Raw genomic sequence first — 25,621 nt, 5'->3', positions numbered from 1 at the left:
CAAATATTGTTTTAGTATCTATTTGATCATTTGAATATTCTTTTCAAATACTCAAATAATCCAACAGGATACCTCTGTCTATAAAAAACAGCTATTGGTTTAAGCTATTCTTTATAGGATGGTTTTTTAATCTTTATCTATCTTTTTAAAAGATAATATTTTGCTATAATTTCTTTGTGATATTTCATCACAACCTTGAGTGCCCCGTCTGCTTTAAAGGAGACTTACAACGATCTTTGGACTAAAAAAGACGAGGCACGGTTTTAATTTAGCGTTAGCACTTGGCACCTTTGGATGGGCATCCGCAATCATAATCCAATACTTTTACATTCGATGTCATGCTGATATCCACAACTTTTTGTTTACGAATATAATCACTGACCACTTCATAGACAGCTCGTATCTTCTTTTCATCCAGGTTTTCACCTGCATTTTGCAAGTTTCCACCCCATGAAGATACTTTGTAGGTCTTTTTAAGATCAATGGGTTTACCTCCTATTTTGAAATCTAAAATACGTTTCCCTGACGGTGCCGCAACTTTAATGCTATAACTTGCACCAGTCAAACGACTCATATCCCCACCCTGCTGAAGCAGTGGATTCTCATTAAAAACATTATCAGCGATATCTTCCATAAGATTGGCTATCACTTCACCTTTAAGATCAAACGTATACACTTCAGGATAAGTGATCGCTGTCATCTCATAGACATTGTCTTTGAGTATCTTATCCCCCGGTAGAAGTGTAGTTCCCCATCTATACCCGGGAGTAAAGACAATATCACTTCCCATTTCGGCCTGGATCGCCTGACCTATGAGTGCATCAAATGTAGAGTAGAATGTATCTCTCTTATACAGAAGTCCCTTGGTTGTACCGAGTACTTCATTGAGCTCTTTGTCAAACGGTTTATAGGCTTTGGCTACCAGATCTTCACCCTCTTTATCGGCAGGGATAAGATTTGAAGCTACAGGCATAAGCTTAAAGCTGTAATCAACTACTTTTTTATCTTTGATATCCAGATCCAATCTGCCTACATACTTACCATGACTTCCAGCGATCAAAATCACTGTATCATTCACGATGATCGGTTTAGGACTTGGGTCATGTGTATGTCCGCTTAAAATAAAGTCAACACCTGTTACCTTTTTAGCCAACTCCTGATCCACAGAGAAACCATCATGACTGAGTACAACGATACAGTCTACTTTTTTCTCTTTACGAAGCTCATCTATAAATCCTTGAAGTGACTCATGTCTCAGAGCAAAACTCCAACCCTCTGTAAACTTTTTAGGGTTTGCTGTAGAGGTGAACGGGAAAGACTGTCCGATAATACCGATCTTCGCACCACCTATCTCTTTAATGGTATATGGAGGGAAGATAAGCTCTTCAAACTCATCTGAAAAAGGATCATTATCGATCACATTTTGAGAGATGAACTCACCGTCAAGCATCTTGATGAGTTCCATCACACGTTCTTTACCATAGGTAAATTCCCAGTGTCCGACCATCACATCCACACCTAGATAGTTTTGCGCTTCAACGATAGCCGCACCATCTGTTTTAAGTGCTACTGCTGTTCCCTGCCAAGTATCACCACTGTCCAAGAGAAGTACATTTTTCTCACCTCTCTCTTTTTTAACGTGGTCTATAATAGGTTTCATATGGGCGATACCACCCATCTTACCAAACTTCTCTGCCAATGTTTCAAAATTGTTATGTGTATCAAAATACTGGTCTAACGAACCGGACTCGATACCATAATAACTCTCAAAACTATCCCCGCAGATAAACCCTGGTGTTCCAACCAGGTTTTTTGCAGAGATCAGCGTAGAAGGCTCACGCCAATAAAGCGGCTTGATATGTGCATGCAGATCACAAATATGCAATATGGTAGCTTTACCCTTTTCTTCAAAATCAACTATATCAGAAAAGCTAAGCTTTTTAATACGTTCTTTCCCAGCTTCACCTGCAAAAAGATTTGTCCCTCCAGTTGCACCAAGCAGACCAAGTGCTGCTGCTATCTGAAGGAAGTCTCGTCTGTTAATATCCATCTGTTACCCCTTATCTTTTTAAACCGGGGATAGCGATAGGTTGTTTCTTGTCTTGTGCAAGTGTTGAAACATAGACTTCAAGCCCTACCATCTCTTTAGAACCTATAGGGATCACTTTAAGCAATGCATTTTTCATACATCCCTGAAATCTTCTTTGCAGTGTTCTAAGACTGGATTTTGTCATACGATATGCAGGCCATGTAGCACCTGCTCCTGCTTCACCCAGGTCTGGAAGAGGCTGTGTTCTAAGCACCATCCCTACGATATCTTTACTATGACAACTTAAACAGGAAAGCCCTCTTCCGCCTCTTGCGGTTTCAAATGTTTTTTTACCAAGATCATAAGATGCTTTAATATACTTGTCCGCATTGATATCGATAGCAATCTGTTCATCATTGGCAAGTGATTTTACATATGCCAACATAGAGAACATTTTTTCGCTTTTAAGTTTATCTTTCTCTTTACCTTGTTCTACCTGCATTGCCTGAAGTACCTGGTCAATCCCTACAACATTTCCCAGTTTTTTGATATATCTTGGAAAACCGGCAATATATTTAGGTAACTCTTTTTCACTCACACCTAAAAACTTAGCAAGTGCTGCTTCACCACCCAATTGTTCTTCAAGCAATTCACCACCCTCTTCTACATAAATATCAGCAGGGTTGTTTTCTAACATCTCTTTATACATAGCTCTGTCTGCATCACTCATGGCAAACTGCTCACCTGCAGTTGCCATCGTCAGCAAGAGAACCATTGGAAGTATTACTCTTTTCATCCCTTATCCTTTAGGCTTAAGTTTCTTGCTTTTGCTGTTTTTTTCACCGGTATTGTCTGTATAATCTACAGTGATCTTTCCTTTGCCAGTTACTTTATAGTTCACTGAAAAGTAAGGGTTCGTAGAAACTGTTTCCCATACCTTCATAGTAGTAAATGGTTTACCGTCAAAACTAAATGTAATGTTATCTATGTAATGTGCCGGCTTGATCTTTCCAGTTTTTTTGTCTTTTAACAAACCCGTCTCCATAGGGTGAATTACAATAAAGTCTACCTTTACGATATCACCTACTTTGTACTTTTTAGGTTTGATTTTTATCATTGATTTTCGTGCTTCTTTTTCTGCCATCTGTTATCCTTTTTATACTTTTAATTATTTATATTGCTTAGGTTACCGGATTGACGAAAATCAACCACATCCACCGATCGTTACTTTGACACTTTTGCCTGCTTTAATGAATGTTCCATCACTTAACTCAGCTAAAGCTACAACTTCTTGTGTAGTACTGAGTTTGATTCTTGTTGCAAAGTATCCTTTACCGTTTGCCGGGGTCAACATCACATCCACACATCTTACATTTCCATTTTTTGTACTGAGTACATGGATTGCTTTGACATAGTTTGACTCTTCCATAGGATGATCTATCTCTACTTTTACGGGTACAACTGCACCATTTTCTGCGATCTCAGGTACAGTGAGTTTTACTTTCTGGCTATCTTTCACTTCTTTGCCACCGGTAATAGCTTCGACTGCTGCTGCATATGTTAAGTCGTTTGGACCTTTTCTCTTGGCTTTAGCTGCTTCTTCTTTCGCAATTAATGCCATAGGTGTTGCAACTACTGCTGATACTGCCACCATACTTTTAATAAAATTTCTTCTTTTCATTCTCTATTTTCCTTTTTACTTTTTACTTTTTTACTGAAACAACATATGATGCAAGATCACATATTTCTTGCTCATTAAAGAGTTTTGTTGTAAGATTTACTGTCATATGTGTCTTAGGGTTATCTACTCTCGGATCTGCAATTTTTTGATATACAAACTGATTATCTCTTACTTTCGTATCGATAAACATTACCTTATATCCAGTCAAATCCGGACCAATGTTTCCAGCACCTTTGGCACCCTCAATGTTATGACAGGCAACACAGTTACCATACTGTTTAGGTTTCTTTTTTACTTTGCCGTCTTTACCTTTTACCTCAATGAATCTAGCCAACCCTTTTGGTGGTGTTTGTTTGGCCTTTTTACCATTAAGATTATGGAAAATAAACTCTCCTCTTGCAATAGATGTTGCATCTGAAGAAATACACCCTTTGGGCATGGTATATGTTTTTGCTGGTGCAAGTAGATCTTTCTCAATTAGTTTACTTGCATTTGGCATCTCGTATGCTTTGGTCAAATCTGCTGCATTCACTAATGATGATGTCGATACCAACATCGCTGCAAAAGTTAAAAGTTTGATTTTTCTTTGCATTCACACTCCTTTAATATAGTTTCAAGAGCGATATTAACAAAGAAGTGTAAAGAAAGTGTAAAAATATGAATAAGTAGTTATAAAATTTTATTATTTTGTAAAAAAAGTATATCGGAAGGTTGTTCCTTTGCCCAAAATAGAGGAAACCTCAAGCCCGATACCCTCTTCATCTGTGATCTGTTTAACAATATTGAGTCCTATACCGAAACCTCCTTTGGCTTCATTTTCCCGATAATATCGGGAAAATATTTTATGGACATTCTCTATGCCAATACCATGGTCTTTCACTTTAAAGACAATATTCCCATATTCAACTTGCAGCATAATATCAACATCACTATTGTCGTAACTGTATTTAATCGCATTTGAAAGTGTATTATCTACAATACGCTGCAGTTTTGTTTTCGAGCAATAGTGTTTTAATCCATCTTCAATATGGGTATTCAGTGTAATACTCTTGAGATTGGCAACCTCTTGAAAATAATCTACCCTGCTCTGAATGAATTTTCCAAAATCTATCATCTCTTTTTTATGTTCCACCCGTCCCTGTTTAATAAGATAATCCATATCATTATAGATGGTCGCTAGTGTCTTGGAAGCAGATTTGATACGCCTTAGATATTTATTTTCACCATATTTGTTGGCAAAAAGATCTACATTGAGATTGATAATGCTCAATGGTGTATTGATCTCATGCATAGAATCTTTTATGAAGTTATCCAACTGTGTATTGAGTTTTTCAAAAGGTGCAGAGAAGTTTCGCAGCAATAAAAGTGAAAAAATGAATAATGCGATCACAATACCTATCATCACAGAGAAAGCAAAAAGGTAAATATCACTTGATGTATGGATCGTCCCGACCAAAAGATACTTTGCACCAAAATAATAACCATCAGGAAGCGGATAGATATAATAATATCGGTTACCGGAATGATGAAACCCCTCCGTAAAAGTATCAGGCTTGAAATCCAAGGTGGAAAAGATCGTTTGATACTTATCATTGTAAAGAGCCGCTTTATACTCTTTATATCTTGGGAAATGATATACTTTGTCACTGTTTTTATACCGTTGCATAGAAACAATGACCTTTTTAGCCTGTTCTTCAAGAGAGAGTTTCACTTTTGCTTCATCTATCTGCAAAAGAAGCAACACATAGGTGACAAGAGGAACAATAAGCAGTACAGCCAGTACAGCAGTATAGATCAATGCATATTTACGGGCGAATTTTTTAGGATCAAAGATCAATACTGTATCCTACACCGCGAATATTTTTAATAAAATCCTGTTTAAGTTTTTTACGTAAAGTACCGACCTGTACCCTTATATTGGTCGGGTCTATCCACTCTCCCCATACCTCTTCCCAAAACATTTCATAACTTACGACACACCCTCTTTGTTTGATAAGCAATTCCAGGATCCTGGCTTCCGTTTTTGTAAGTACTGTATCTTCATTCTCAAATGTAAGCTTCATATTTTTAATATTGTAACTATAACCGAACGGAAGGGCTAGACATTCATCCACAGAAGAAAAACAATGCATTTTGATCACCTGCTCAACACGCAACTTTAATTCTGCCAGATCAAACGGCTTACGTATATAATCACAGGCACCACACTCATATCCTCGGCTCAGATCATCTATATCCGTTAAAGAGGTAATAAAGATCGCGGGTATCATCACACCCTCTTTACGTAACATTTCAAGCATTTCAAACCCGTTCTTTTCACCTAATACTTTTACATCCAGAAGTAACAGGTCATACACTCTGTCATAGATGGCATCATAGGCTTCTTCCGAGCTGGAATAGCAGTTTACTTCATATCCGCAATCCTCTAAAAATTCCTGTATGCTTAATGCAAGCATGGATTCATCTTCCAAGATAAGTATTTTCATTCTATAACCCCGATCTTCTTTTCATTATGCACATTCGAGAGGATGATATCTATCAACTCATCCTTACTATACTCTTCCAGTATCTCTTTCGCCTCAGATTCCAACTCTACCTTATCCTCTTTCTTGAGTTTGGAAAGAAGCCCTATCAGATCCTTGTCATATCCGCTTCGGAAACTCCCATAGGGATATTCCCAGGATGAAACTACCTGTTCTATATCTGCATCTGAGAATTGGGTGAAAAACGAAACACTCTGATTCGATCCTTCATATCTTTTCAATGCTTCATCAGAAAGCGTGATCAGATAAACTCCTATCTTCTCTCCCTCTCCATTGTACATGGGTTCCAAAAGATACAGCCTGTCATTTTTGTATACATAGCTTTTAGCAGTAAGGATATCCCAGTCTATTGCCTCGATCTCTTTTTTGAATTGCTGATTAAAATTCTGATTGGCTATCACATGTTCATGCAAAAGGGGGAAATCACGCATTAACTCTGCCTGCTTCAAATAACGTTCATCCATCAATGCAAAAAGTTCTATTCCTTTTTTATGCAGTTTAGATGCAAGTTCATCTACAAATTTAATCACTTCCAGATATCCCAACAACTTCCTCCCACTTCGTATAGGGATCGTTGCTTTGAATGTAAGTAATCTGCCTATTTCCATACCTACTTTAGGCTGTTTATTCCGTTTGAGCCTTTGAAGGTCATCCCTAAACCACCAGATAGGCATTCCCTCAAAACCTTCATTCCAGCTACGTGCAAAGATAAAAAAATCTGGTGTAAGGACTTGAATACGCAGTGATTTCAGATGCGTATATTTTTTAAAACGCTGCGTGATATTACTTAGGATGCTATATCCTTTTGACTCATCATCAGATATCAATGCATTTTTAAGCTCACCATCTTCAGAAAGTGCCAACGAAAAAGAGAGCAAATCTGCCATCTCATAAGCAAGACCGGCCCTAAAGTTACTCACTACGTGGTCACCCAAACTTTCCAATTTGTCTTCCTTACTCTGTTTATTAAAGAAAAAAATTGAGACAAGGAGCATAGCCAGTACAAAAAAAGTGATCCAGAGAGAGAGTTGATTAAATCGTTTCATACATGAATCCTACGGAACAAACACTATATTTTTGCTTAAGTATTATCTATAAATAATTTATTATTATCATTTTTTACATTTTTTTTACATAGTAATGCTATTATGTGAAATTATAATATAAAATAAAAGGACATTTATGAAAAAATATATCATCATCCTACTGATAAGTCTAGGCATGGCACAGGCAGAAGAAGCATCAGCCAAGGTGGTCTATGATCTGACTACCAAAGATTTAACAAGTTTTGAACTCAGGATTTTAAAAGGTATCGTAGCAAATAAAGCACATTATGAAGGTACTTTAAGAGAGTTAGACGTAGTGGTGGTCATTCATGGTGGTGCATACAGGTTCTTTACCAAAGACCCTGCACACTCCAAGTTCAAAAAGGACAAAGTACTCATAGAGACACATAAAACACTGGCAAAACGCATCGAGTCCATGGTCAAAACCTATGATGTAGAGTTTCTCATGTGTGGTGCAGCCATGCCTAAAAATGAACTTAAAGCGAAAGATGTGTATAGTTTTGTAAAGATCATACCCAACTCAACCATCGGGCTTATTGACAAACAAAATGAGGGATATGCCTATATTCCTATTAGAGATTGAATGAAAAAGTCGATCCCTCATTTTCTTTGCTTTGGATCTCAAGTCTGCTTTGATGCAGTGTAAGAATGGTTTTAACAATGGAAAGGCCGAGTCCCATGGAGTTATCCCAGCTGTGGGTACCTGAACGGTAAAACTTTTTCGTCACATTATCCAGGTCTTTTTGACTGATCCCTACTCCTTTATCTGTTACAGATATAGTCTCAGGGCCGATCTGTACGATCACTGCATCTTTGGAATACTTCAGTGCATTTTCGATGAGATTTTTCAGTATGATCTCTATAAGTGTACGATCAGCATCCACCATACGCGGGCTTCCTTCTATACGTATCTCCCTGTTCCTGTATGCTTCTTCCAGTGCCAGTCTGACCTCTTGTGCCAACGTATAGATATCAAAAGAACTTTTATGCAACGTTGCTTCACCGCTCTCAAACTTGTTCCAGAGTATGAGACGGCTGAGAAGTGATTCTATCTTATTGCCGTTGTTGTAGATCTTGCCTAAAAATTTCTCCTGAAGAGGCTTGGGGATATCCGGATCATCCTGCAGGGTTTGGGAATATCCCATGATCGATGCTATAGGATTTCGAAATTCATGTGCGATAGCTGAAAGCATATCGGCACGCTGTCTGTTCTTAAGTTTGAGTTTTGCATTATACCGCTGTTTGATATCTTCTCTTTTTTTAGATTTCTTCAGTACTTTGATAAGATTCTTGTTGATCTCTTCAAACTCTTGTGTAAAAAAATGTGCCTGATAGTCTATCTGATCTATCTCTTCGATCTTTGAGAGATATTTATTGACCGTGGACAACTCATTTTCCATACGTTTTGCACCACGATTGATAAAAAAAATAAAAACAGAAAAAGCCAACGCAAGCAGCCCGATGGGTAGGAACGCATCCTCTTTATCAGAAGTAACAACGACCAGAAGTACAGCAAAAATGATAAACAGAAGTATGGCTATCGTTACCAGTCTTGCCATGACATATTCTGTAAAATGCGGACGGTTGAATATCATATTTACAGACCATCCTCTGCTATTTCTTTAATATAATCCAAAAAGTCTTCTGTTTTATAATATCCAGCCACTTTCTCTATGAACTTTTTGTCGGCTGTGAAAAAATGAAAACTGGGGATCGGACCTCTGAGTCCGGGTAGACTTTCCATACTTTTGTTGTCACTTCTTTCTATCTTTAGCAATATATATTCACGGAGATACTTTTGCACTCTTTCATTGGAAAGTGCTTCTTCTTTCATCTTGACACACCATCTACAATTGGGGTCTTCAACCATCACCAACACACTTTTTTTCTCTTTCTTTGCCAATGGAAAAGCAGCTTGAACATCATCCAGCCATACAAGTTCCAGTTTTTGAGTATTTGGCTTCACAGCTTCTTTTAGCTTACTCTTCTCTGTTTTTGAATTTTCACGGACACTTTTTTTTGAATCACCATAAGCACTTAATGATACCACCAGGATACTAAGCAATATACTCAAAAAAATATTTTTCATCTTATTTATTTTTTACTTTTTTCTTTTTTCTTTTCTACATCACTGATATAACTTAAGAAATCTTCAACATTAAAATATCCGACCACGGTCTCGATCAGCTCTTTTTGAGGTGTCATAAAGAAGATCGTCGGTACACCGTCGATGATAGGAAGATCTTTTACAGCATCTTCATCTTCTCTCATAACCTTTACTGTAATGTATGACTCAAGTTTTTTTTGTACATTTTCATCAGCCAAAGTACGATGTTTCATTTTTTTACACCATCTGCAGTGTTCTCCCTCTACCATAACCATTACCGTTTTTTCTTCTTTCTGCGCCTGCTTAAAAGCAGTACCTATATCTTTTATCCATACCATCTCTCCTGCAAAGAGATTCATAGAAAAAAATGTTCCCGCGACTAAAAATATACCTAATAATTTTTTCATCTTTATCCTTTAACGATTAAAATTTTTGATCAATTCACTGAATACCTGATACAGCTTGTCTACTTCTTCAATGGAAGTTCTTTCATTGGGTGCATGAATCGTATCATTGATCACCCCAAACTCGATCACATCTATGCCATAAGCTGCAATGAATCGTGCATCACTTGTCCCCCCTGCAGTAGAATGTTTAGGGGTAATACCACATACTTTTTGAATACTTTCATCTATCGCATGTACCACAGGACGGTCCGTCTCTGTCAAAAAAGGTTTTGCTGATTGGCTCAGTTTAAGATCATAATTCATACCACTGAAATACTTATGGACAAAATCTTCCACATCTTGAAGAGAGGTCTTGGTAGAGTTGCGTACATTGAACATCATTTTCAGTTTCCCTGGTGTCACATTGGTGACTTCCATCCCCGCACGTATATCTGTTATGACAAATTGGCTCGGCCCGAAATATGCATCACCTTCATCCAGATTGATACCTGCCATATAAGGCAGGACCTGGGCAACTTTGTGAATAGGATTGGTTGCTTTCTCAGGATATGCTGCATGCCCCTGCATGCCATGTTTTTCTATCACACCATTGATTGAGCCTCTCCGTCCCACTTTGATAGCATCACCAAAGATCTTCTCACATGTCGGCTCTGCCACGATGCAGCTGTCCGGTAAAAGATCGATCTCTTTGAGATGTTCGAGCATAATTTGTGTACCATACTTTGCATCACCCTCTTCATCTGAAGTAAGCAGGATCGAAAGTCTTCCCTCAAAATGATCTGCGTTATAACATGCCTGTACAAAAGCTGCCACCCCGCTTTTCATGTCTTGTGTACCACGTGCATAGATTTTACCCTCTTTGATGACAGGAACAAAAGGATCGGTTTCCCAACCATCACCTGCAGGCACAACATCAACATGTCCTGCAAAGCAGAGGTGTGGACCCTCGGAGAACTTTTTAGTCAAGAAAAGATTTTTTACCCCTTCTTTATTGATATAGATGGCTTCATATCCAGCAAGGTACTCTTCTATGAACTGTAAAGACCCGGCATCATCAGGTGTTACAGATTCAAAGCTCAACAGTTTTAAAAATAAGTCAATTACATGCATCTTCTATCTTTCTATCTCACCACTATAAGAGACAATACCGCCAGAGTGGTTGATCACACGCGGATGCCCGTTACTTCTAAAAATATTTTGAACTTGTCCGCTTCTGCTGCCTGTACGACAAGTAAAAATGACTGCTTTATCTTTGGTCTGTTCCAAAAGTTCTTCTGCCCATACCTGAAAATGTGAAGTAGGTTTAAGTATATCGACACCTTTAAGATGCTCCATCTTATACTCCATATCTTCCCGTACATCAACCAACAGAAAATCTACTTTCCCCTCTTCTCTTGCCTGTAAAAGTGTTTCAATATCTTCAGAATTGATATTATCTCTCGCTAATAATGTCTGCATTGTCCCCCCCCCTCTTGACGTATAAATTATCGCATATTATACCCAATTTACTTTATCAGCTATTTTCAGCAGCATATTCCGGTGTACAGAAGATACCGCAATGGCATTTCCCCTCATTCGGAAGCTCTTCTTCTATTGCCGGCTTACAGGGACATGTTCTGTTGTCTACACTTTTATATTTTCCCGGTTTAGCCTCATCCGGTTCCACCATGAAACAGGGACAGAATCTTTTACCGTAAAGCAATTTATGTCTTGCAAGTCCCAATGTCACCCCCTCATTGACATCTTGCATCGGATGGTATACCCAGCCGAATTGTTTACATACTTTATCCGTAAATTCTTTAGTTTTCTTCAATTCTTCCAGGAACTCCGGTGAACTCATATCCAATTGTTGCATCATAAATTATCCTTTATACATTTTATCTTGTAGTTATATCTTAAACTAAATTAATATATAATAAGAAAAATCACTTTCAGGGTATAGAATGAAAATAGATAATACTGTCTTAGCCAAATTGGAAAAACTTTCTCATCTACGTATAGATGAATCAAAAAAAGAAGAGGTCATACAGCAGCTCTCCGGTATTCTCTCTTATGTAGACAATCTGAATGAACTTGATACCACTGCACTTGATGCCTCTTTTTCTACCCTTGAAGGCGGTACTCCGTTACGAGAAGATACCGCACGACAGCCTGATGATATAGCAAAAGATATTCTTACACATGCACCGGAAAGCCAGGATGACTTTTTTATAGTTCCGGCAATTATTGAGTAATACACATTAGATGTTAAAAATTTATGGGATCAAGAACTGTGATAGTGTTAGAAAAGCGATCAAATATCTCAAATCTCATAATATACCTTATGAATTTATAGATTTTCGTGAAACACCTGTTAATGAACAGAAAATTAATGAATGGCTCAAATCCACTGACATTAAAACACTGTTCAATACCAGGGGAACAACGTACAGAACACTTAAACTCAAAGATCTTGATCTGAACGATGCAGATAAGAGAATATGGTTGAGTAAAGAAAATATGCTCATTAAACGTCCGGTTATTCAGTTTGATAACAATATCATAGTTGGGTATAATGAATCAGAATATCTGAAAAAACTACAAAAACCTAAAGGATAAGTATGGCTACTTTTGATATTAAAAAACTGCTTCAAAGTGTTGTTTCACACGGTGCTTCCGATCTACACCTTGTAAGTCGTACAGAACCGCAGATCAGACTTGACGGCGCACTCAAGCCCGTAAACCTTCCCAAGCTTACAGGTGAAGATATCGAAGAGATGTGCTATTCATTGATTACTGAGAAACAGAAACAGCATTTTGAAGAATACGATGAACTTGACTTTGCACTTTTGATCCCGGGTATTGGCCGTTTTAGAGCAAATTACTATCGTACTTTAGGTGATACGGCTGCTGCATTCAGGGTCATTCCCATAGAAATACCTTCATTGGATGATCTTGGTGCACCCGAAGTGTATAAAAAAATCATTAAGAGAGAAAAAGGGCTTATTCTTGTAACAGGTCCTACCGGTTCAGGTAAATCAACCACACTTGCAGCAATGCTGAATGAGATAAACCTCCATGAACAGAAACACATTGTAACCGTTGAGGATCCGGTAGAATTCATCCACGAAAATAAAAAATGTGTGTTCTCCCACAGAGGTGTTGGTGAAGATACTGCAAGTTTTGCCATTGCCCTCAAATATGCAATGCGTCAGGATCCGGATATCATCCTTATCGGTGAGATGAGGGATAAGGAGACCATTGAAGCTGCACTTACAGCTGCTGAAACAGGACACCTTGTTTTTGGTACGCTCCACACCTCTTCTGCTCCCAGTACTATCAACCGTATTATTGATGTCTTCTCCGGAGAGGAACAACCGCAGATCAGAGCTATGCTCTCATCTTCACTTGTAGCAGTCATTGCCCAGGCACTTCTTCCCCAGCTAGGCGGAGGACGTGTTGCTGCATCAGAGATACTGATCACGAATCATGCGATCTCCAACCTTATTCGTGAAGACAAAGTACACCAGATCTATTCACAAATGCAGTTAGGTCAAGAGAATACCGGTATGCAGACACAGACACAGGCCCTTCTGAAATTCCTTAAAGACGGGAAGATCAGTCGTGATGTTGCACTGCAGTATTCAAATAAAGCAGATGAACTGTCAAAAGCCTTACACATGTACTAAAAAAGCATTTTTAATGATATTTATAGATACAATACGAAAAAACTAGCAGATTTAAAGAGGAAATATATGGAAAATTTTTCAATGGTAGACTTCAACTATTTTGATATTACAATCGGAGCCATCGTGCTTATCTTGGGTATTAAAGGCTTCATGAACGGGTTTATCAAAGAAGTATTCGGACTTGTCGGACTGATAGGAGGTGTTTATTTTGCCTCACGCCTTGCTCCGACAGCGGCTGCATTCATAGATAAGAATTTCCTTCATTTGGAAAACAGTGCACTGCTTAAGCTTCTCGGTTTCCTTGCTATTCTTATCATCATCTGGTTGGGTGCTACTATATTAGGTTCAATTTTCTCAAAACTTACAAGTGCCAGTGGTTTAGGTTTTCTGAATCGTCTTTTCGGTTTTATTGCCGGAGGAGGGAAATATTTCCTTATTTTTGCATTGATCGTTACCGCCCTTTCAAATGTAACACTTGTAAAAGACAATTTGGAAAAATATGTTCAGGACTCTGTACTTTATCCTTATTTGAGAAAAGTAGGTTCAAGTATCATTAACCTTGATACGACCGCACTGGGACTGAAAAAATCATCTACTACAGAAGTACTTAAAAACGTTGTGAACCTTAATGAGACAAATAATTCTGAAGCGGATACAAAAGAAAAAAATATAACCGTAGATACAAATACCAGTATGGTCGCGCACTAAGGTAAATGATGATTACATATCCTCTTCTTTTAGAAAAATTCAAAACATTGCTTAAAAGCAATACACTCAAATTTACAAAACAGAGAGAACTTATCTTAAAGTTCCTTTACGACAACAATGGTCACTTTACCCCGGAAGACATCTATATGCTTCTAAAGAAAGAGTATCCGGATATCAATATCGGTATTGCAACAGTCTACCGTACTTTGACACTGCTTGAAGAATCAGGGATCGCAAGTTCCATTTCATTTGGTGCACAAGGCAAAAAGTATGAACTTGGCCTCAAAAAGCATCATGACCATCTTATCTGTACTTCATGCGGGAAGATCATTGAATTTTTTGATGAAACAATTGAAGAGCAGCAGGAAAAGATCGCTGAAAAATTCAATTTTCAAATGACTGACCATACAATGAAGATCGTAGGTCTCTGTGAAGAGTGTCAAGAAAAAGATATATAAATACCATATCAGCCATTCTGAACTTGCTTCAGTATCCACCATATTCAGTAACTACTCAATATAGATCCTGAATCAAGTCCAGAATGACGAACAGAAAAAAAACAGGAGAAACCTTGATATTTGAAAATCAATATATTCAAGAACGTATTAAAAAAACGGAAAAACTAAGAGAAGAGGGGATCAACCCCTACCCGAATCAGATAGAGAAAGGAACACCATCCAAAGTATTTTTAAAAGAGTGTGCCTACATCAAAGAGCAGGATGCAGATGAGAAAAAAGATGAAAGCAGGAGTTACACTCTCACAGGCAGACTCAAATTTATCCGTATCATGGGAAAAGCTGCATTCGCCAAAATAGAAGATGCTGACGGTTTGGTCCAGATCTACTACAACAGAGATGAACTGCCTGAAGGTTTTTACAACAATGTGGCTAAGAAACTTTTTGAAGTAGGTGATATTATTGAAGCAACCGGATACCCTTTTGTCACACAAACGGGAGAACTGACCCTTCACTGTAAAGAGATGAGAATTGTCTCCAAAGCTATTTCTCCTCTTCCGGAGAAGTTCCACGGACTGCAAGATCATGAACTCAGATACAGACAGCGTTACCTTGATATGATCATGAACCCAGAGGTCAAAGAGAACTTTGTCATGAGAAGCAGGATCGTTTCACTTATACGAAGATTCTTTGAGGAGAAAACTTTTCTGGAAGTAGAAACACCAATGATGCATCCGATCCCCGGTGGTGCGAATGCAAAACCATTCATAACACATCATAATGCTCTAGGCGTAGACAGATATCTTAGAATTGCTCCGGAACTCTACCTTAAACGTCTTATTGTCGGGGGGATGGAAGCGGTTTTTGAGATCAACAGAAACTTTAGAAATGAGGGGATGGACCATACTCATAATCCTGAATTCACGATGATAGAGTTCTACTGGGCATATAAAACCTATATCCATCTTATGGAAATCACTGAAGAACTTTTTGACTACCTGTTCGATAACCTTGGTCTTGAAAGAAAACTTCCATATGGAGACTTGGAGATAGACTTCTCTACACCATTTGCAAAAGTACCGTATATTGAGTCACTTACAAGTATCGGCGGTGTACCTGCAGATGTAGCAGCAGATAAAGAGAAAGCATTGGCTTACCTTGCAGAGCATAATGTCAAAGTAGACAGTAACTTGACATTGGGTTACCTGCAAGCTGAACTCTTTGATGAATTTGTAGAAGGGAAACTCATCAATCCTACTTTCATCACCGATTTCCCTGTGGATATCTCTCCGCTTGCAAGAAGATCTGATGAAAACCCGGATATTGCAGAACGTTTTGAACTTTTCATGGCTGGTAAAGAGATAGCGAACGGTTTCTCCGAGCTTAATGACCCTATTGACCAATATAACAGATTCAAAGGGCAAGTCGATGCCAAAGAGGCTACAGGTGATGATGAAGCAATGCATATGGATACGGATTACGTCAAAGCACTCAGCTACGGTATGACACCGACAGCCGGTGAAGGAATAGGTATAGACAGACTTGTCATGATGCTTACCGACCAGCACAGTATCCGTGATGTACTTCTATTCCCGGCAATGAAACCTGAAGCACCAATGCCTGAAGTGGTCTCAGCTGAAAACAAATGTAAAAAATGCGGAAATGAGAACCCCGAAGAACTTAAACCTGCAAAAAAAGGCAAAGGGATGTTCTGTATAGATGTAGCTGCTTGTAAAAAGAGGCTCCAGGAGGGCAAATAGCCCTATTCTCTTTTGAATAAAAGTAAAATTTGGATATAAATCCAACAACAAACCTAATAAAGGAAACCTATGAGTTATGCAATAGAAACTTTTGACCCGGAAATTTTTCAAGCGATTGAAAATGAGCGTGAGAGACAAACAGATCATCTGGAGATGATCGCATCTGAGAACTTTACTATTCCGGCAGTAATGGAAGCCATGGGGTCTGTATTTACTAACAAATATGCAGAAGGTTACCCCTATAAAAGATATTACGGCGGATGTGAGTATGCTGACGTAGTTGAGCAACTCGCTATAGACAGGGCTTGTGAGCTTTTTGACTGTAACTATGCAAATGTACAACCTCACTCAGGTTCTCAGGCAAACGGGGCAGTCTATGCAGCACTGCTTAAAGCCGGAGAGAAGATTCTAGGTATGGATCTTTCTCATGGCGGGCACTTGACTCATGGGAGCAAACCAAGCTTCTCAGGAAAGAACTACTCAAGCTTTACCTATGGTGTTGAACTTGACGGCCGTATCAATTATGACAGAGTGATGGATATCGCAAAAATCGTTCAGCCTAAAATCATCGTGTGTGGTGCTTCTGCATATGCCAGAGAGATCGACTTCAAAAAATTCAGAGAGATCGCAGATGAAGTAGGTGCTATTTTATTTGCTGACATCGCTCACATTGCAGGACTGGTATGTGCAGGTGAACATCCTAGCCCATTCCCATATGCAGATGTTGTAACAACAACCACACATAAAACACTTGCAGGACCTCGCGGCGGTATGATCATGACGAATGATGAAGATATTGCCAAGAAGATCAACTCAGCGATCTTCCCTGGCCTTCAAGGCGGACCGCTTGTACATGTTGTTGCCGCTAAAGCAGTAGGTTTCAAATATAACCTAAGTGATGAGTGGAAAGTCTATGCCAAACAGGTAAAAGCAAATGCTTCCAAACTGGCTGAAGTACTTGTAAGCCGTGGCTATGATGTAGTATCCGGCGGTACAGATAACCACCTTGTACTTGTTTCATTTCTTAACCAAGATTTCTCAGGTAAAGATGCAGATGCAGCATTGGGGGCAGCAGGTATCACTGTAAACAAAAACACTGTACCGGGAGAAACCCGAAGTCCATTTGTAACATCCGGTGTGCGTATTGGTTCTCCTGCACTTACCAGCCGTGGTATGAAAGAAGCAGAGTTTGAAATTATTGCTAACAAAATTGCAGATGTACTTGACAACATTAATGACAGTGATCTTCATGCAAAGATCAAAGATGAGATGAAAGAGCTTGCTCAAAACTTTGTAATTTACGAAAAACCAATATATTAAACAGGACGCTTTTTGAAGAAAATCCAAAAAACTACGCTGAAACTGAGTCAATTTCAGCAGTTGACTCATACGGCTAGCCACATTTAGAGTTAACAAAGTGAAAGTCTTCGATCTAGAGCTTTTTGACAGCCACTACTATATTAAACGAAGTACGATCGTTGAACAGATACAGTTCGACAATCGTACCTTCTATGCGAAATTTGAACGTATAGATGAACCCCTTTCTCCTCTTCTGCTGCAGCAGCATCTTAACAGGCAATATACAATCGCAGCTCCGTTACTTAAAGAAGGGTGTACGAATTACCTGGTACTTGAATATAAAGGGGAAGAGTATCAAAGATTCTATTATCTGGTCAAACATCTTTTTAATACGTTGGAAATAAAAAAGTATCATATCTATCAGGGGAAAGATGAAGAAAAGATACAGGTGTTTATAGAAGTGGATCATCTTACACTTGAAGTTGCCGATAGCAGACTTTTAGATATCTCCAATGCACTGAAACAGAAATTGACAAAGAGATGGAAATGTCTGCCATCCTCCTCTTTACCGGAGGCATATAATATTATTACCCTGCCTTACAAAAAGATAGATACTACTATCTAGTCAGCTTTTGCTTTTTTGCAAAACAGTTCTGCTCTATTTTCAGAAATTGGCTTCAACCCTGTTTCTCCCTCCGTTCTTTGCCCTGTACAATACATCATCTACATGCTGTATCGTCTCCCTGACCTCTTCACTTCCATAATAGAAATCATACCGACACTGATAGTAATATGTTGAATTTGTTTAAAATAAGCTCCTTCAACACGTTTTCTTATATTTTCTGCCAGTATACAAATTATCTATACTGTTGACCAAAATCAGCAGTATAAACTCATCTCCGCCCCACCTTATAAGTGAATCCTGTACAAGAATAGAACTTTTTTTACCAAAGTAACCAGATTTTTTAGTGTATGCTCTTGTCAAATTATCATACAATACTTTTTTTTTCAAATTGATCTGTCTACTCATTGTTGAACTGATATCTGAAAAAGAGACAATATACTCTTCTTTATTAAACTTCTTGACAGACACGGTAAATGCATGAGGGATCGCATTTTTATCCAGCATTAAAACTATTCTGTTATGTGATGGTTCTATGGTTTGTATATACTCTATCCAATGCATATCTTCAGGAACTTTGTCTATATAAAAATAATTCTCATCATGAATAAACTTTTCAAAAATACAGCTATATTGTTTGAAAAAATCTTCAATGGTTTTATAATCAAAAAAGTCCAAAAAAGCTTTATTGACAAACTTTATCTTTCTTCCATCCGATAAAAAAACAATATTTTGCTGCAGGTCAAGCAGCTTTTGCAGTTGGGTTGAGTATTTGATCTGTTCTCTAATATCTCTTACGATTCCTTCAACCTCTTTTACTCTTCCCTTATCATCAAAAATAGGAAATTAAGTGATCTCAAGATAACGGATCGTACCATCTTTATGATGGACACTGATCTTATTAAAGTGGCTGTGTTTTTCCAGCAATACTTTTTTGGGAATATCTTATTGCTTTTTTATTGATAAGATCATCACTCAGATACTTAACGTGATGAATTAAAAACTCCTCTTTACTGTATCCCAAAATATCGGTGATTGAATCACTTAAGTATGTAAAAACTCTATCTGTATCGTATGTATAAAAGAAATAGTTACCTTTAAGATTTTCAACAAGCTACTCATACTTTTTTCACTTATTTCAAACTCTTTTTTAGCTCTTGTTTCTAGTTCTTTATATAAACCTTGCATCTCTTTAGATGAAACATTTAAAGTATTTTCCAATAATTTACGATCATCATCGGCATCAATATATGCTTGGTCTACAAGAGTGATAAGTTTTTCAATTTGCTCTTGAGAGCACTTATCTTTTTGGTAGGCGATTTTTTTTAGCTGTCGTTTAAGTAAATGATGCATCATCTTCCCAGATCAGAATTAATGTCATTGTTTGATTATGCAGATCACATGTTCCGGACGGCAATGGTGATATTTCACCATAAGAGTAAAAACCTATCTGTAGTATAGGAATCCACTTTTAACTCTAAAGGAAACAGAAGTCCGGTTGCAGGAAGTTCGTCGGCTTTGTCACCAAGATAATTCTTATAAAGATCAAGTGCAGGTTGTCCATCTAATTCATAAAGAACATTATCTTTGGATTTGGTAACAACAAAAAAAATATCGATTAAAAGAAGATACGAGCAAGTGAAAGCCAATTCTAATTCAATACTATGCAGATTTTATAAAACTGCTTCCCCTCTGACAGTGCTCATTTGGAATTACCCCTATTTCAATAAGCCATAAAGATTTATATAGATTAATATGATATAATTGATCCAAAATTATATCCGGAGATCCCCCCTTTATGAATGATCATAATCTAGATGACCTTATCATCGATAATATAGAACCAAAAAACAGTAAAGCAAAGAGTTTTCTGACGATCGTTGCTCTATTCATTGTTGTTTTGATCGTAGCTATTATTCTTACAAAGATCATACTTAAAGACCCGAATGCAGACAAACTTGCTTTTGAAGAGAACAACAGTGAATTCATCAGTCCGGAACTGACATTGCAGAGTGTTACTGAGCCAAAACCAGCAAAAGAAGAGCCAACACTTTCCAATATTATGGAAGCTGAACCCAAAGCACCTGCCCAAGCAGAAAAAGTTCAAAAAGAGATCATAGAGAATACGAAAAAAGCGGTTCAGACACCTCAAAAACCCATCGTAGCTACTGAAATTAAAAAGCATATAAAAGAAGTAGCTGTAGCTAAAGTTCCTGAAAAAAAAGGGACAATCGTGCAAAAAGAAGCTAAAAAAGAGATCGTAAAAGAGACAGTACCCCTCCCCAAAAAAAATATGGAAAAAGCCAGCAAGCATCCGGCAGTAAAACCTGTCAAACCTGAAAGTAGCACAAAACCTGCTGCGGGACAGATATATTATATCCAGGTCGGTTCATTTCAAAAAACACCCAGTACACGTTTCCTGGGTATTATTAAGAACAGCGGTTTCAACTATAAGATCACCTCTCCCACAGCGAACGGGACCAAAAAACTGCTTATCGGTCCATACAGGGACAGAGCAAGTGCCGATACTGCTTTAGCCCAGGTTAAAGACCGTATAAATAAAAGTGCTTTTGTGATTAAAAAGTAGATATGATGCATAAAACAATTCTTTTTGACCAACTTACACCTGTTGCCCTCTATGGGAAGATCAAAGATATTTTTCCAAATGAGATCACCATGCTTTTTGAAAGTGTCGTCAATACCAGTGACGGGAACTTCTCATTCATTACCATAGGGGCACAGGAACGTCTCATTTATAAAGACAAGACCACCACATATATAGATCAGACCGGTACCGAAAAAATACTGGATGAAAACCCCTTTAGTTTTTTAAAGACCTATTATGCTTCCCTGGACAAGGCTGCCTATAAAGAAAAAGCATTGGAAGTCGGCTTCTCTTTTGTTGATGGCTTCATAGGTTTCATCGCTTATGATATGGTAAAAGTATTTGAACCTGTGCTTGAAGAGAGTATGGACCACCTGCTTGACCCGCTGAATACTCCGGATCTGGACCTGGTACGTCCAAAGATCATCATTGCCTACTCACATAAAAGTGCAAAACTTACACTAATCCTAAATGACAGCTCAATGCAGAAGGGGCTTGAAAGCATAGAGGACATTCTACACAATACCTGTACCCCGATGCCGCTAAAAGCTGTAGAATTGGAGGGTGAAGGAAGTTTTAGTATCGATGAAGAACGTTTTAAAACTCTTGTGAATGAGTCTAAAGAGAGTATACGTTCCGGTGATATCTTTCAGATACTTCTCTCAAACAGATATACACAAAAGGGAAAGATAGATCCTCTGAGTTTCTATAGAGTACTGCGTTCCAAAAATCCTTCTCCCTATCTTTTCCTGCTTGACTATGAGGATTTCTCCATCTGCGGTTCTTCTCCGGAAGTCATGGTAAGATTAACAGAAGGCGAGATACTTCTGCGTCCTATTGCAGGTACAAGAAAACGGGGGAAGAATGCCAAAAGAGATAAAGAGCTCGAGCTTGAAATGCTCAATGATCCCAAAGAGTGTGCAGAACACCTGATGCTTATCGATCTTGGACGTAATGATGTAGGCCGGGTAGCACAGACAGGCACGGTCAAAGTAACCGATATGATGCGTGTTGAAAAATACTCTCATGTGATGCATATGGTCTCTGATGTGGAAGCACAGATACTGGAAGACAAAGATATGTTCGATCTTTTTGCTGCCACATTCACAGCCGGGACCATGACCGGTGCACCCAAGATCAAAGCGATGGAACTCATCGCCCAGTTCGAAGGACTTAAGCGCGGTTTCTACTCCGGATCTGTGGGATATTTCTCTTTTAACGGCAATATGGACTCTGCCATAGCCATACGTACTTCACTTATCAAACCCGACAGTATCACTCTGCAGGCAGGTGCCGGAGTGGTTGCTGACTCTATTCCTGAACTGGAGTACCTTGAAGTAAAAAATAAACTTGGTGCTCTGCTCTCCACCCTTAAAGAAATGGAAACACTTTAAAAGATGGCAAAAGAACTATTTGCTATCTTCGGAAACCCTGTCTCCCATTCCAAATCACCTCTTATGCACAATCTCTCTTTTCAAAGCTTGGATTATGATGCATGTTATACCCGTTATTTGTTAGAAGATGGAGAAAAGCTCAAAGAGACTTTTTTTAAGTTAGGGCTTAAAGGCATCAACATTACAGTACCGCATAAAGAACATGCTTACAATGCCTGTGATGTACTTGACCCATTTGCCAAAAAAGTGGGTGCAGTCAATACCATTGTTGAAAAAGAGGGAAAACTCTATGGATACAATACCGATGCACCAGGGTTTCTAAAAGCCATCTCTGAGTTTAAAGGGTCTAAAACCGTACTCTTCTTAGGTGCTGGAGGTACCGCTCAGTCTACAAGCAGCATCTTGCGTGATGCGGGATATGAAGTAACTATTCTGAACCGAAGTGAAGGAAGACTGGAACGCTATATTAAAGAGGGATTTCAAACCTACACCTTTGAGGATTTTATTCCACAGTCATATGACTTAGTCATCAATATGACATCTGCAGGTCTTGAAGATGACTCTCTCCCTGCTCCGGAAGAGATACTTGAGCGTGTGATTCCCCAGGCCAAAGCCTGTGTCGATGTGATCTATGGAAAAGAGACACCTTTTTTAAGACTGGTGAAGTCCTATGATAAACAAACCAAAGACGGGTCTGATATGCTACTCTATCAGGGGATCATTGCTTTTGAATATTTTACAGATCACCAATTCACTTTTGATGAGATCAAATATCATATGCAAAAAGCTTTCGTATTATGAAAAAGGTTTTAACGCTCTTTTATTGTCTTTCTGCTTCTGCTTTTCACTGCTTATCTGGTTCAGCTTACCCTAGATCACTCCCTACTACCCCCAGCTTACAAAACCTCGTGTAGGACTGAACCCGGATCTGCAACCGGAAGCACAAAAAACGGCCTGCTTTGTCGGCTTCCAAAAGTACAAAAAATATCATAAAGAGAACTACTCTGACGGATATGAACCACTCAGGCCACTTAGCAGCTATAAACTTCCAGCACCTTTTGCATTGGCTAAAAGAGATAAAAGAGTTTTGGGAGAAGAGGGCGGCAAAGAAAAACAGAACAGAAGGGAATGGATATATCCACGACCATATACACAAGCACGGTATTACCTGTATTAATTGTCATAATCAACATAAACTGACCAATACTGCCTAAAAACCTGAAGGCAAGGATGCCTGTGTTATGCATGTCATAAAGATAAAAGCCTGGATGACCTGTAGGATAATCACAAAGAGTGGGGAAAACTGGTATGGTGAAAACTCGAGCTCCACAGATAAGGGCTAAATAGCTATTTGACTTTAATTAACCTTTGGCTAGTATAATTAAATAAAAAGGAGTCCATATCATGATCAATATCCTTATGATAGAAGATGATCCGGAGTTTGCAGAACTTTTAAGTGAATATCTTTCACAATTTGATATTAAAATAACAAACTTTGAAGACCCTTACCTTGGACTGAGTGCCGGTGTAAAAAAATATGATCTGATGATACTGGATCTTACCCTGCCCGGTATGGATGGATTGGAAGTGTGTGAGGAAGTCGTACGAAAATATGACATCCCTGTGATCATTTCCTCTGCAAGAAGCGATATCAATGACAAAGTACAAAGCTTTGAACTGGGAGCATATGACTATCTTCCAAAACCTTATGATCCGAAAGAAATGTATGCACGTATCATGGCGATTCTAAACCGGGTCAATAAAACACAAGACAGCCAAAGCACACTGCCGAAAAGTGATTTTGAGATCAAAGGTGATACCATTTATTTTAAAGGCAAAGCACTTTCACTTACCCCTGCAGAATTTGAAGTACTCTCCTTGCTTGTAAAACATCAGGGCATCACCCAATCCCGGGAACAGATCATTAACACTTCAGCTACGATGAGTATTGATTCCCAAGGGAAAAGTCTTGATGTGATCATCTCCAAGATACGTACAAAGATCGGAGACAATAAACGGATACAGGCCGTACGTGGTATAGGATATAAACTTGTTTAAAGGTTTCAGCTCATTACGAAGCAAGATCAATCTTGTTTTTTCAATCACCCTGCTGCTTCTTGCTATTCTTTTCGTAGGATCAATCAAATATGACCATGCCAAATTTGAAGAACGCAATGAAGCACAGGAGAGAGCAATTTCACATTATCTTTATAACTATTATCTCAAAACAGGTAAGATAGACGAAGCATATCTTGAATCTCAGAATGTTTCTCTTATTAAAGACAAGGGACAGATCATACAGATAGAACGCTCTTTTAAAGAAAAAGGGAAATACAAACGTTATGCCGTCGATACCTATCATCTGCAACGTATCATCCTTATCAATAATGATCGATTTAAACTTTTTTTAGAGAACAAGAACAGACCTAAATACCCCATTAAACGTATTGCTTTTTTTTCTATAGTATTCCTTTTGATCATTTCACTCTATCTGTGGATAGTCAAAAGTCTTAAACCCCTCTCCGTACTTAAAAAGAAGATCAAAACATTTTCGGAAGGGAACCTAGACATACAATGCACCAGTGATAAAAATGATGAAATAGCGGAAGTTGCCAATGAGTTCGATCATGCTGTCACTATGATACGGGAACTTCTGCAGTCACGCCAGCTCTTCTTGCGTGCTATCATGCATGAACTTAAAACACCTATTGCAAAAGGCCGGCTCATGAGTGAAATGCTTCCCGATGAAAAGAACAAAGCACGTATGCACAGTATTTTTGAACGTTTGAACCTGCTCATTGATGAATTTGCCAAAATAGAAAAGATCACTTCCAAGAATTTCAAACTTAATATAAAACCTTATAAAATGAGTGATCTTCTCGAAGCAAGTATAGATATGTTGATGATAGAGAACCCTGCGCGGCTTATCACAGTAAAGATACAAAAAGACTATATCGTCAAAGCAGACTTTGAACTCTTTACCCTCGTCATCAAGAACATGCTCGATAATGCGATCAAGTATAGTACGAATAAGCATGTCACTGTGGTCATCAATGAAAATAAAATAGAGATCGCCAACAAAGCAAAAGCCCTGAAAGAACCTTTGGAAAACTACTTTAAACCATTCCATTCCTCAAAAAGCGGCTTAGGTTTGGGGATATATATTGTCAAAAGTATTTTGGATATTCATCATATGACACTGAAATATCGACATGAAAAGGGTGAAAATATCTTTATTGTAGAGTAGATCCTGATCCGCTGAATTCAATGATCAGA

Annotated in this window: 31 protein-coding genes; 14 read left to right on the top strand and 17 right to left on the bottom strand. The window is 38.4% G+C overall.

Features of this window, described 5'->3' with window-relative positions:
* Window positions 1-274: 274 nt before the first annotated feature.
* The 8 genes from soxB to ACZ48W_RS09470 form a co-directional block, all read right to left on the bottom strand.
* Entirely contained in the window at window positions 275-2,050 is a 1,776-nt protein-coding gene (gene soxB / locus ACZ48W_RS09505; protein WP_464828173.1) for a thiosulfohydrolase SoxB, read from the bottom strand.
* Between the two features lie 10 nt (window positions 2,051-2,060).
* Window positions 2,061-2,825 (bottom strand): sulfur oxidation c-type cytochrome SoxA, encoded by a 765-nt coding sequence (gene soxA, locus ACZ48W_RS09500; protein WP_464828172.1) that lies wholly within the window; start codon window positions 2,823-2,825, stop codon window positions 2,061-2,063.
* Window positions 2,826-2,828: 3 nt separating this feature from the next.
* The gene (soxZ, locus tag ACZ48W_RS09495) at window positions 2,829-3,173 is read right to left on the bottom strand and encodes a thiosulfate oxidation carrier complex protein SoxZ (RefSeq protein WP_464828171.1); all 345 of its coding nucleotides are present in this window, start codon (window positions 3,171-3,173) and stop codon (window positions 2,829-2,831) included.
* 60 nt (window positions 3,174-3,233) lie between these two features.
* A complete protein-coding gene (gene soxY / locus ACZ48W_RS09490) occupies window positions 3,234-3,710 on the bottom strand; it encodes a thiosulfate oxidation carrier protein SoxY (RefSeq protein WP_464828170.1) in 477 nt (158 codons plus the stop codon).
* Between the two features lie 22 nt (window positions 3,711-3,732).
* Window positions 3,733-4,302 (bottom strand): sulfur oxidation c-type cytochrome SoxX, encoded by a 570-nt coding sequence (gene soxX, locus ACZ48W_RS09485; RefSeq protein ID WP_464828169.1) that lies wholly within the window; start codon window positions 4,300-4,302, stop codon window positions 3,733-3,735.
* Between the two features lie 90 nt (window positions 4,303-4,392).
* On the bottom strand, window positions 4,393-5,547 hold the full coding sequence (locus tag ACZ48W_RS09480; protein ID WP_464828168.1) for a sensor histidine kinase: 1,155 nt from the start codon (window positions 5,545-5,547) through the stop codon (window positions 4,393-4,395).
* Window positions 5,537-6,196 (bottom strand): response regulator transcription factor, encoded by a 660-nt coding sequence (locus ACZ48W_RS09475; RefSeq protein ID WP_464828167.1) that lies wholly within the window; start codon window positions 6,194-6,196, stop codon window positions 5,537-5,539. Before ACZ48W_RS09475 ends, ACZ48W_RS09480 begins: the two co-directional genes overlap by 11 nt.
* Window positions 6,193-7,299, bottom strand: a complete 1,107-nt coding sequence (locus tag ACZ48W_RS09470; RefSeq protein ID WP_464828166.1) for a hypothetical protein — start codon at window positions 7,297-7,299, stop codon at window positions 6,193-6,195. The genes ACZ48W_RS09475 and ACZ48W_RS09470 overlap by 4 nt, the downstream gene beginning before the upstream one ends.
* A 136-nt stretch (window positions 7,300-7,435) precedes the next feature.
* Here ACZ48W_RS09470 and ACZ48W_RS09465 point away from each other — a divergent pair, with 136 nt between their 5' ends.
* Window positions 7,436-7,903 carry a DsrE family protein gene (locus tag ACZ48W_RS09465; RefSeq protein WP_464828165.1) on the top strand — a complete coding sequence of 156 codons (468 nt, stop codon included), beginning with the start codon at window positions 7,436-7,438 and terminating at the stop codon, window positions 7,901-7,903.
* Here ACZ48W_RS09465 and ACZ48W_RS09460 read toward each other — a convergent pair.
* From ACZ48W_RS09460 to ACZ48W_RS09435, 6 genes are read right to left on the bottom strand one after another with little or no spacing between them, the layout of a single operon-like run.
* Complete coding sequence (locus tag ACZ48W_RS09460) at window positions 7,893-8,915, bottom strand: sensor histidine kinase (protein WP_464828164.1); 1,023 nt, start codon at window positions 8,913-8,915, stop codon at window positions 7,893-7,895. The genes ACZ48W_RS09465 and ACZ48W_RS09460 overlap by 11 nt on opposite strands.
* A 2-nt stretch (window positions 8,916-8,917) precedes the next feature.
* Window positions 8,918-9,409 (bottom strand): thioredoxin family protein, encoded by a 492-nt coding sequence (locus ACZ48W_RS09455; RefSeq protein ID WP_464828163.1) that lies wholly within the window; start codon window positions 9,407-9,409, stop codon window positions 8,918-8,920.
* 5 nt (window positions 9,410-9,414) lie between these two features.
* Window positions 9,415-9,834, bottom strand: coding sequence for a thioredoxin family protein (locus tag ACZ48W_RS09450; RefSeq protein ID WP_464828162.1), 420 nt, complete (start codon window positions 9,832-9,834; stop codon window positions 9,415-9,417).
* A gap of 9 nt (window positions 9,835-9,843) precedes the next feature.
* Window positions 9,844-10,944 carry a succinyl-diaminopimelate desuccinylase gene (gene dapE, locus ACZ48W_RS09445; RefSeq protein ID WP_464828161.1) on the bottom strand — a complete coding sequence of 367 codons (1,101 nt, stop codon included), beginning with the start codon at window positions 10,942-10,944 and terminating at the stop codon, window positions 9,844-9,846.
* Between the two features lie 3 nt (window positions 10,945-10,947).
* Complete coding sequence (locus tag ACZ48W_RS09440) at window positions 10,948-11,292, bottom strand: rhodanese-like domain-containing protein (protein WP_464828160.1); 345 nt, start codon at window positions 11,290-11,292, stop codon at window positions 10,948-10,950.
* 55 nt (window positions 11,293-11,347) lie between these two features.
* Window positions 11,348-11,692, bottom strand: a complete 345-nt coding sequence (locus ACZ48W_RS09435) for a ferredoxin-thioredoxin reductase catalytic domain-containing protein (RefSeq protein WP_464828159.1) — start codon at window positions 11,690-11,692, stop codon at window positions 11,348-11,350.
* Between the two features lie 85 nt (window positions 11,693-11,777).
* On the opposite strand from ACZ48W_RS09435, the gene gatC reads away from it, so the two are divergent.
* From gatC to ACZ48W_RS09395, 8 genes are all read left to right on the top strand, one after another.
* Window positions 11,778-12,068, top strand: coding sequence for an Asp-tRNA(Asn)/Glu-tRNA(Gln) amidotransferase subunit GatC (gene gatC, locus ACZ48W_RS09430; protein WP_464828158.1), 291 nt, complete (start codon window positions 11,778-11,780; stop codon window positions 12,066-12,068).
* A 10-nt stretch (window positions 12,069-12,078) separates the two neighbouring features.
* Complete coding sequence (locus ACZ48W_RS09425) at window positions 12,079-12,432, top strand: arsenate reductase family protein (protein WP_464828157.1); 354 nt, start codon at window positions 12,079-12,081, stop codon at window positions 12,430-12,432.
* Window positions 12,433-12,434: 2 nt separating this feature from the next.
* Window positions 12,435-13,502 (top strand): type IV pilus twitching motility protein PilT, encoded by a 1,068-nt coding sequence (locus ACZ48W_RS09420; RefSeq protein WP_464828156.1) that lies wholly within the window; start codon window positions 12,435-12,437, stop codon window positions 13,500-13,502.
* 66 nt (window positions 13,503-13,568) lie between these two features.
* Entirely contained in the window at window positions 13,569-14,210 is a 642-nt protein-coding gene (locus tag ACZ48W_RS09415; RefSeq protein ID WP_464828155.1) for a CvpA family protein, read from the top strand.
* An 8-nt stretch (window positions 14,211-14,218) separates the two neighbouring features.
* The gene (locus ACZ48W_RS09410; protein WP_464830495.1) at window positions 14,219-14,668 is read left to right on the top strand and encodes a Fur family transcriptional regulator; all 450 of its coding nucleotides are present in this window, start codon (window positions 14,219-14,221) and stop codon (window positions 14,666-14,668) included.
* 83 nt (window positions 14,669-14,751) lie between these two features.
* Window positions 14,752-16,425 (top strand): lysine--tRNA ligase, encoded by a 1,674-nt coding sequence (gene lysS / locus ACZ48W_RS09405; protein WP_464828154.1) that lies wholly within the window; start codon window positions 14,752-14,754, stop codon window positions 16,423-16,425.
* A 69-nt stretch (window positions 16,426-16,494) separates the two neighbouring features.
* Window positions 16,495-17,745 carry a serine hydroxymethyltransferase gene (locus ACZ48W_RS09400; protein ID WP_464828153.1) on the top strand — a complete coding sequence of 417 codons (1,251 nt, stop codon included), beginning with the start codon at window positions 16,495-16,497 and terminating at the stop codon, window positions 17,743-17,745.
* A gap of 97 nt (window positions 17,746-17,842) precedes the next feature.
* A complete protein-coding gene (locus tag ACZ48W_RS09395) occupies window positions 17,843-18,349 on the top strand; it encodes a DUF1882 domain-containing protein (protein ID WP_464828152.1) in 507 nt (168 codons plus the stop codon).
* Window positions 18,350-18,544: 195 nt separating this feature from the next.
* Here the strand turns inward: ACZ48W_RS09395 and ACZ48W_RS09390 are convergent, their stop codons facing one another.
* From ACZ48W_RS09390 to ACZ48W_RS09380, 3 genes are all read right to left on the bottom strand, one after another.
* A complete protein-coding gene (locus tag ACZ48W_RS09390; RefSeq protein ID WP_464830494.1) occupies window positions 18,545-19,096 on the bottom strand; it encodes a hypothetical protein in 552 nt (183 codons plus the stop codon).
* A 294-nt stretch (window positions 19,097-19,390) separates the two neighbouring features.
* Window positions 19,391-19,699, bottom strand: a complete 309-nt coding sequence (locus ACZ48W_RS09385) for a hypothetical protein (protein WP_464828151.1) — start codon at window positions 19,697-19,699, stop codon at window positions 19,391-19,393.
* 74 nt (window positions 19,700-19,773) lie between these two features.
* A complete protein-coding gene (locus tag ACZ48W_RS09380) occupies window positions 19,774-19,995 on the bottom strand; it encodes a hypothetical protein (protein WP_464828150.1) in 222 nt (73 codons plus the stop codon).
* A gap of 149 nt (window positions 19,996-20,144) precedes the next feature.
* Between ACZ48W_RS09380 and ACZ48W_RS09375 the strand changes: the two genes are divergently transcribed.
* The 5 genes from ACZ48W_RS09375 to ACZ48W_RS09355 all read left to right on the top strand — a co-directional run bounded on the left by ACZ48W_RS09375 (window position 20,145) and on the right by ACZ48W_RS09355 (window position 25,592).
* Window positions 20,145-20,933: an SPOR domain-containing protein gene (locus tag ACZ48W_RS09375; RefSeq protein WP_464828149.1), complete on the top strand. Its 789-nt coding sequence runs from the start codon at window positions 20,145-20,147 to the stop codon at window positions 20,931-20,933.
* A gap of 5 nt (window positions 20,934-20,938) precedes the next feature.
* Window positions 20,939-22,345, top strand: coding sequence for an anthranilate synthase component I family protein (locus ACZ48W_RS09370; RefSeq protein WP_464830492.1), 1,407 nt, complete (start codon window positions 20,939-20,941; stop codon window positions 22,343-22,345).
* Window positions 22,346-22,348: 3 nt separating this feature from the next.
* On the top strand, window positions 22,349-23,146 hold the full coding sequence (locus ACZ48W_RS09365; protein ID WP_464828148.1) for a shikimate dehydrogenase: 798 nt from the start codon (window positions 22,349-22,351) through the stop codon (window positions 23,144-23,146).
* 603 nt (window positions 23,147-23,749) lie between these two features.
* The gene (locus ACZ48W_RS09360) at window positions 23,750-24,403 is read left to right on the top strand and encodes a response regulator transcription factor (protein WP_464828147.1); all 654 of its coding nucleotides are present in this window, start codon (window positions 23,750-23,752) and stop codon (window positions 24,401-24,403) included.
* Window positions 24,396-25,592 carry an ArsS family sensor histidine kinase gene (locus ACZ48W_RS09355; RefSeq protein ID WP_464828146.1) on the top strand — a complete coding sequence of 399 codons (1,197 nt, stop codon included), beginning with the start codon at window positions 24,396-24,398 and terminating at the stop codon, window positions 25,590-25,592. Before ACZ48W_RS09360 ends, ACZ48W_RS09355 begins: the two co-directional genes overlap by 8 nt.
* The last annotated feature ends 29 nt before the right edge of the window (window positions 25,593-25,621 follow it).

The organism is Sulfurovum aggregans, assembly GCF_055385215.1.
Note: the sequence above shows the minus strand (reverse complement) of the source record. Positions and strands in the feature narration are given on the sequence as shown.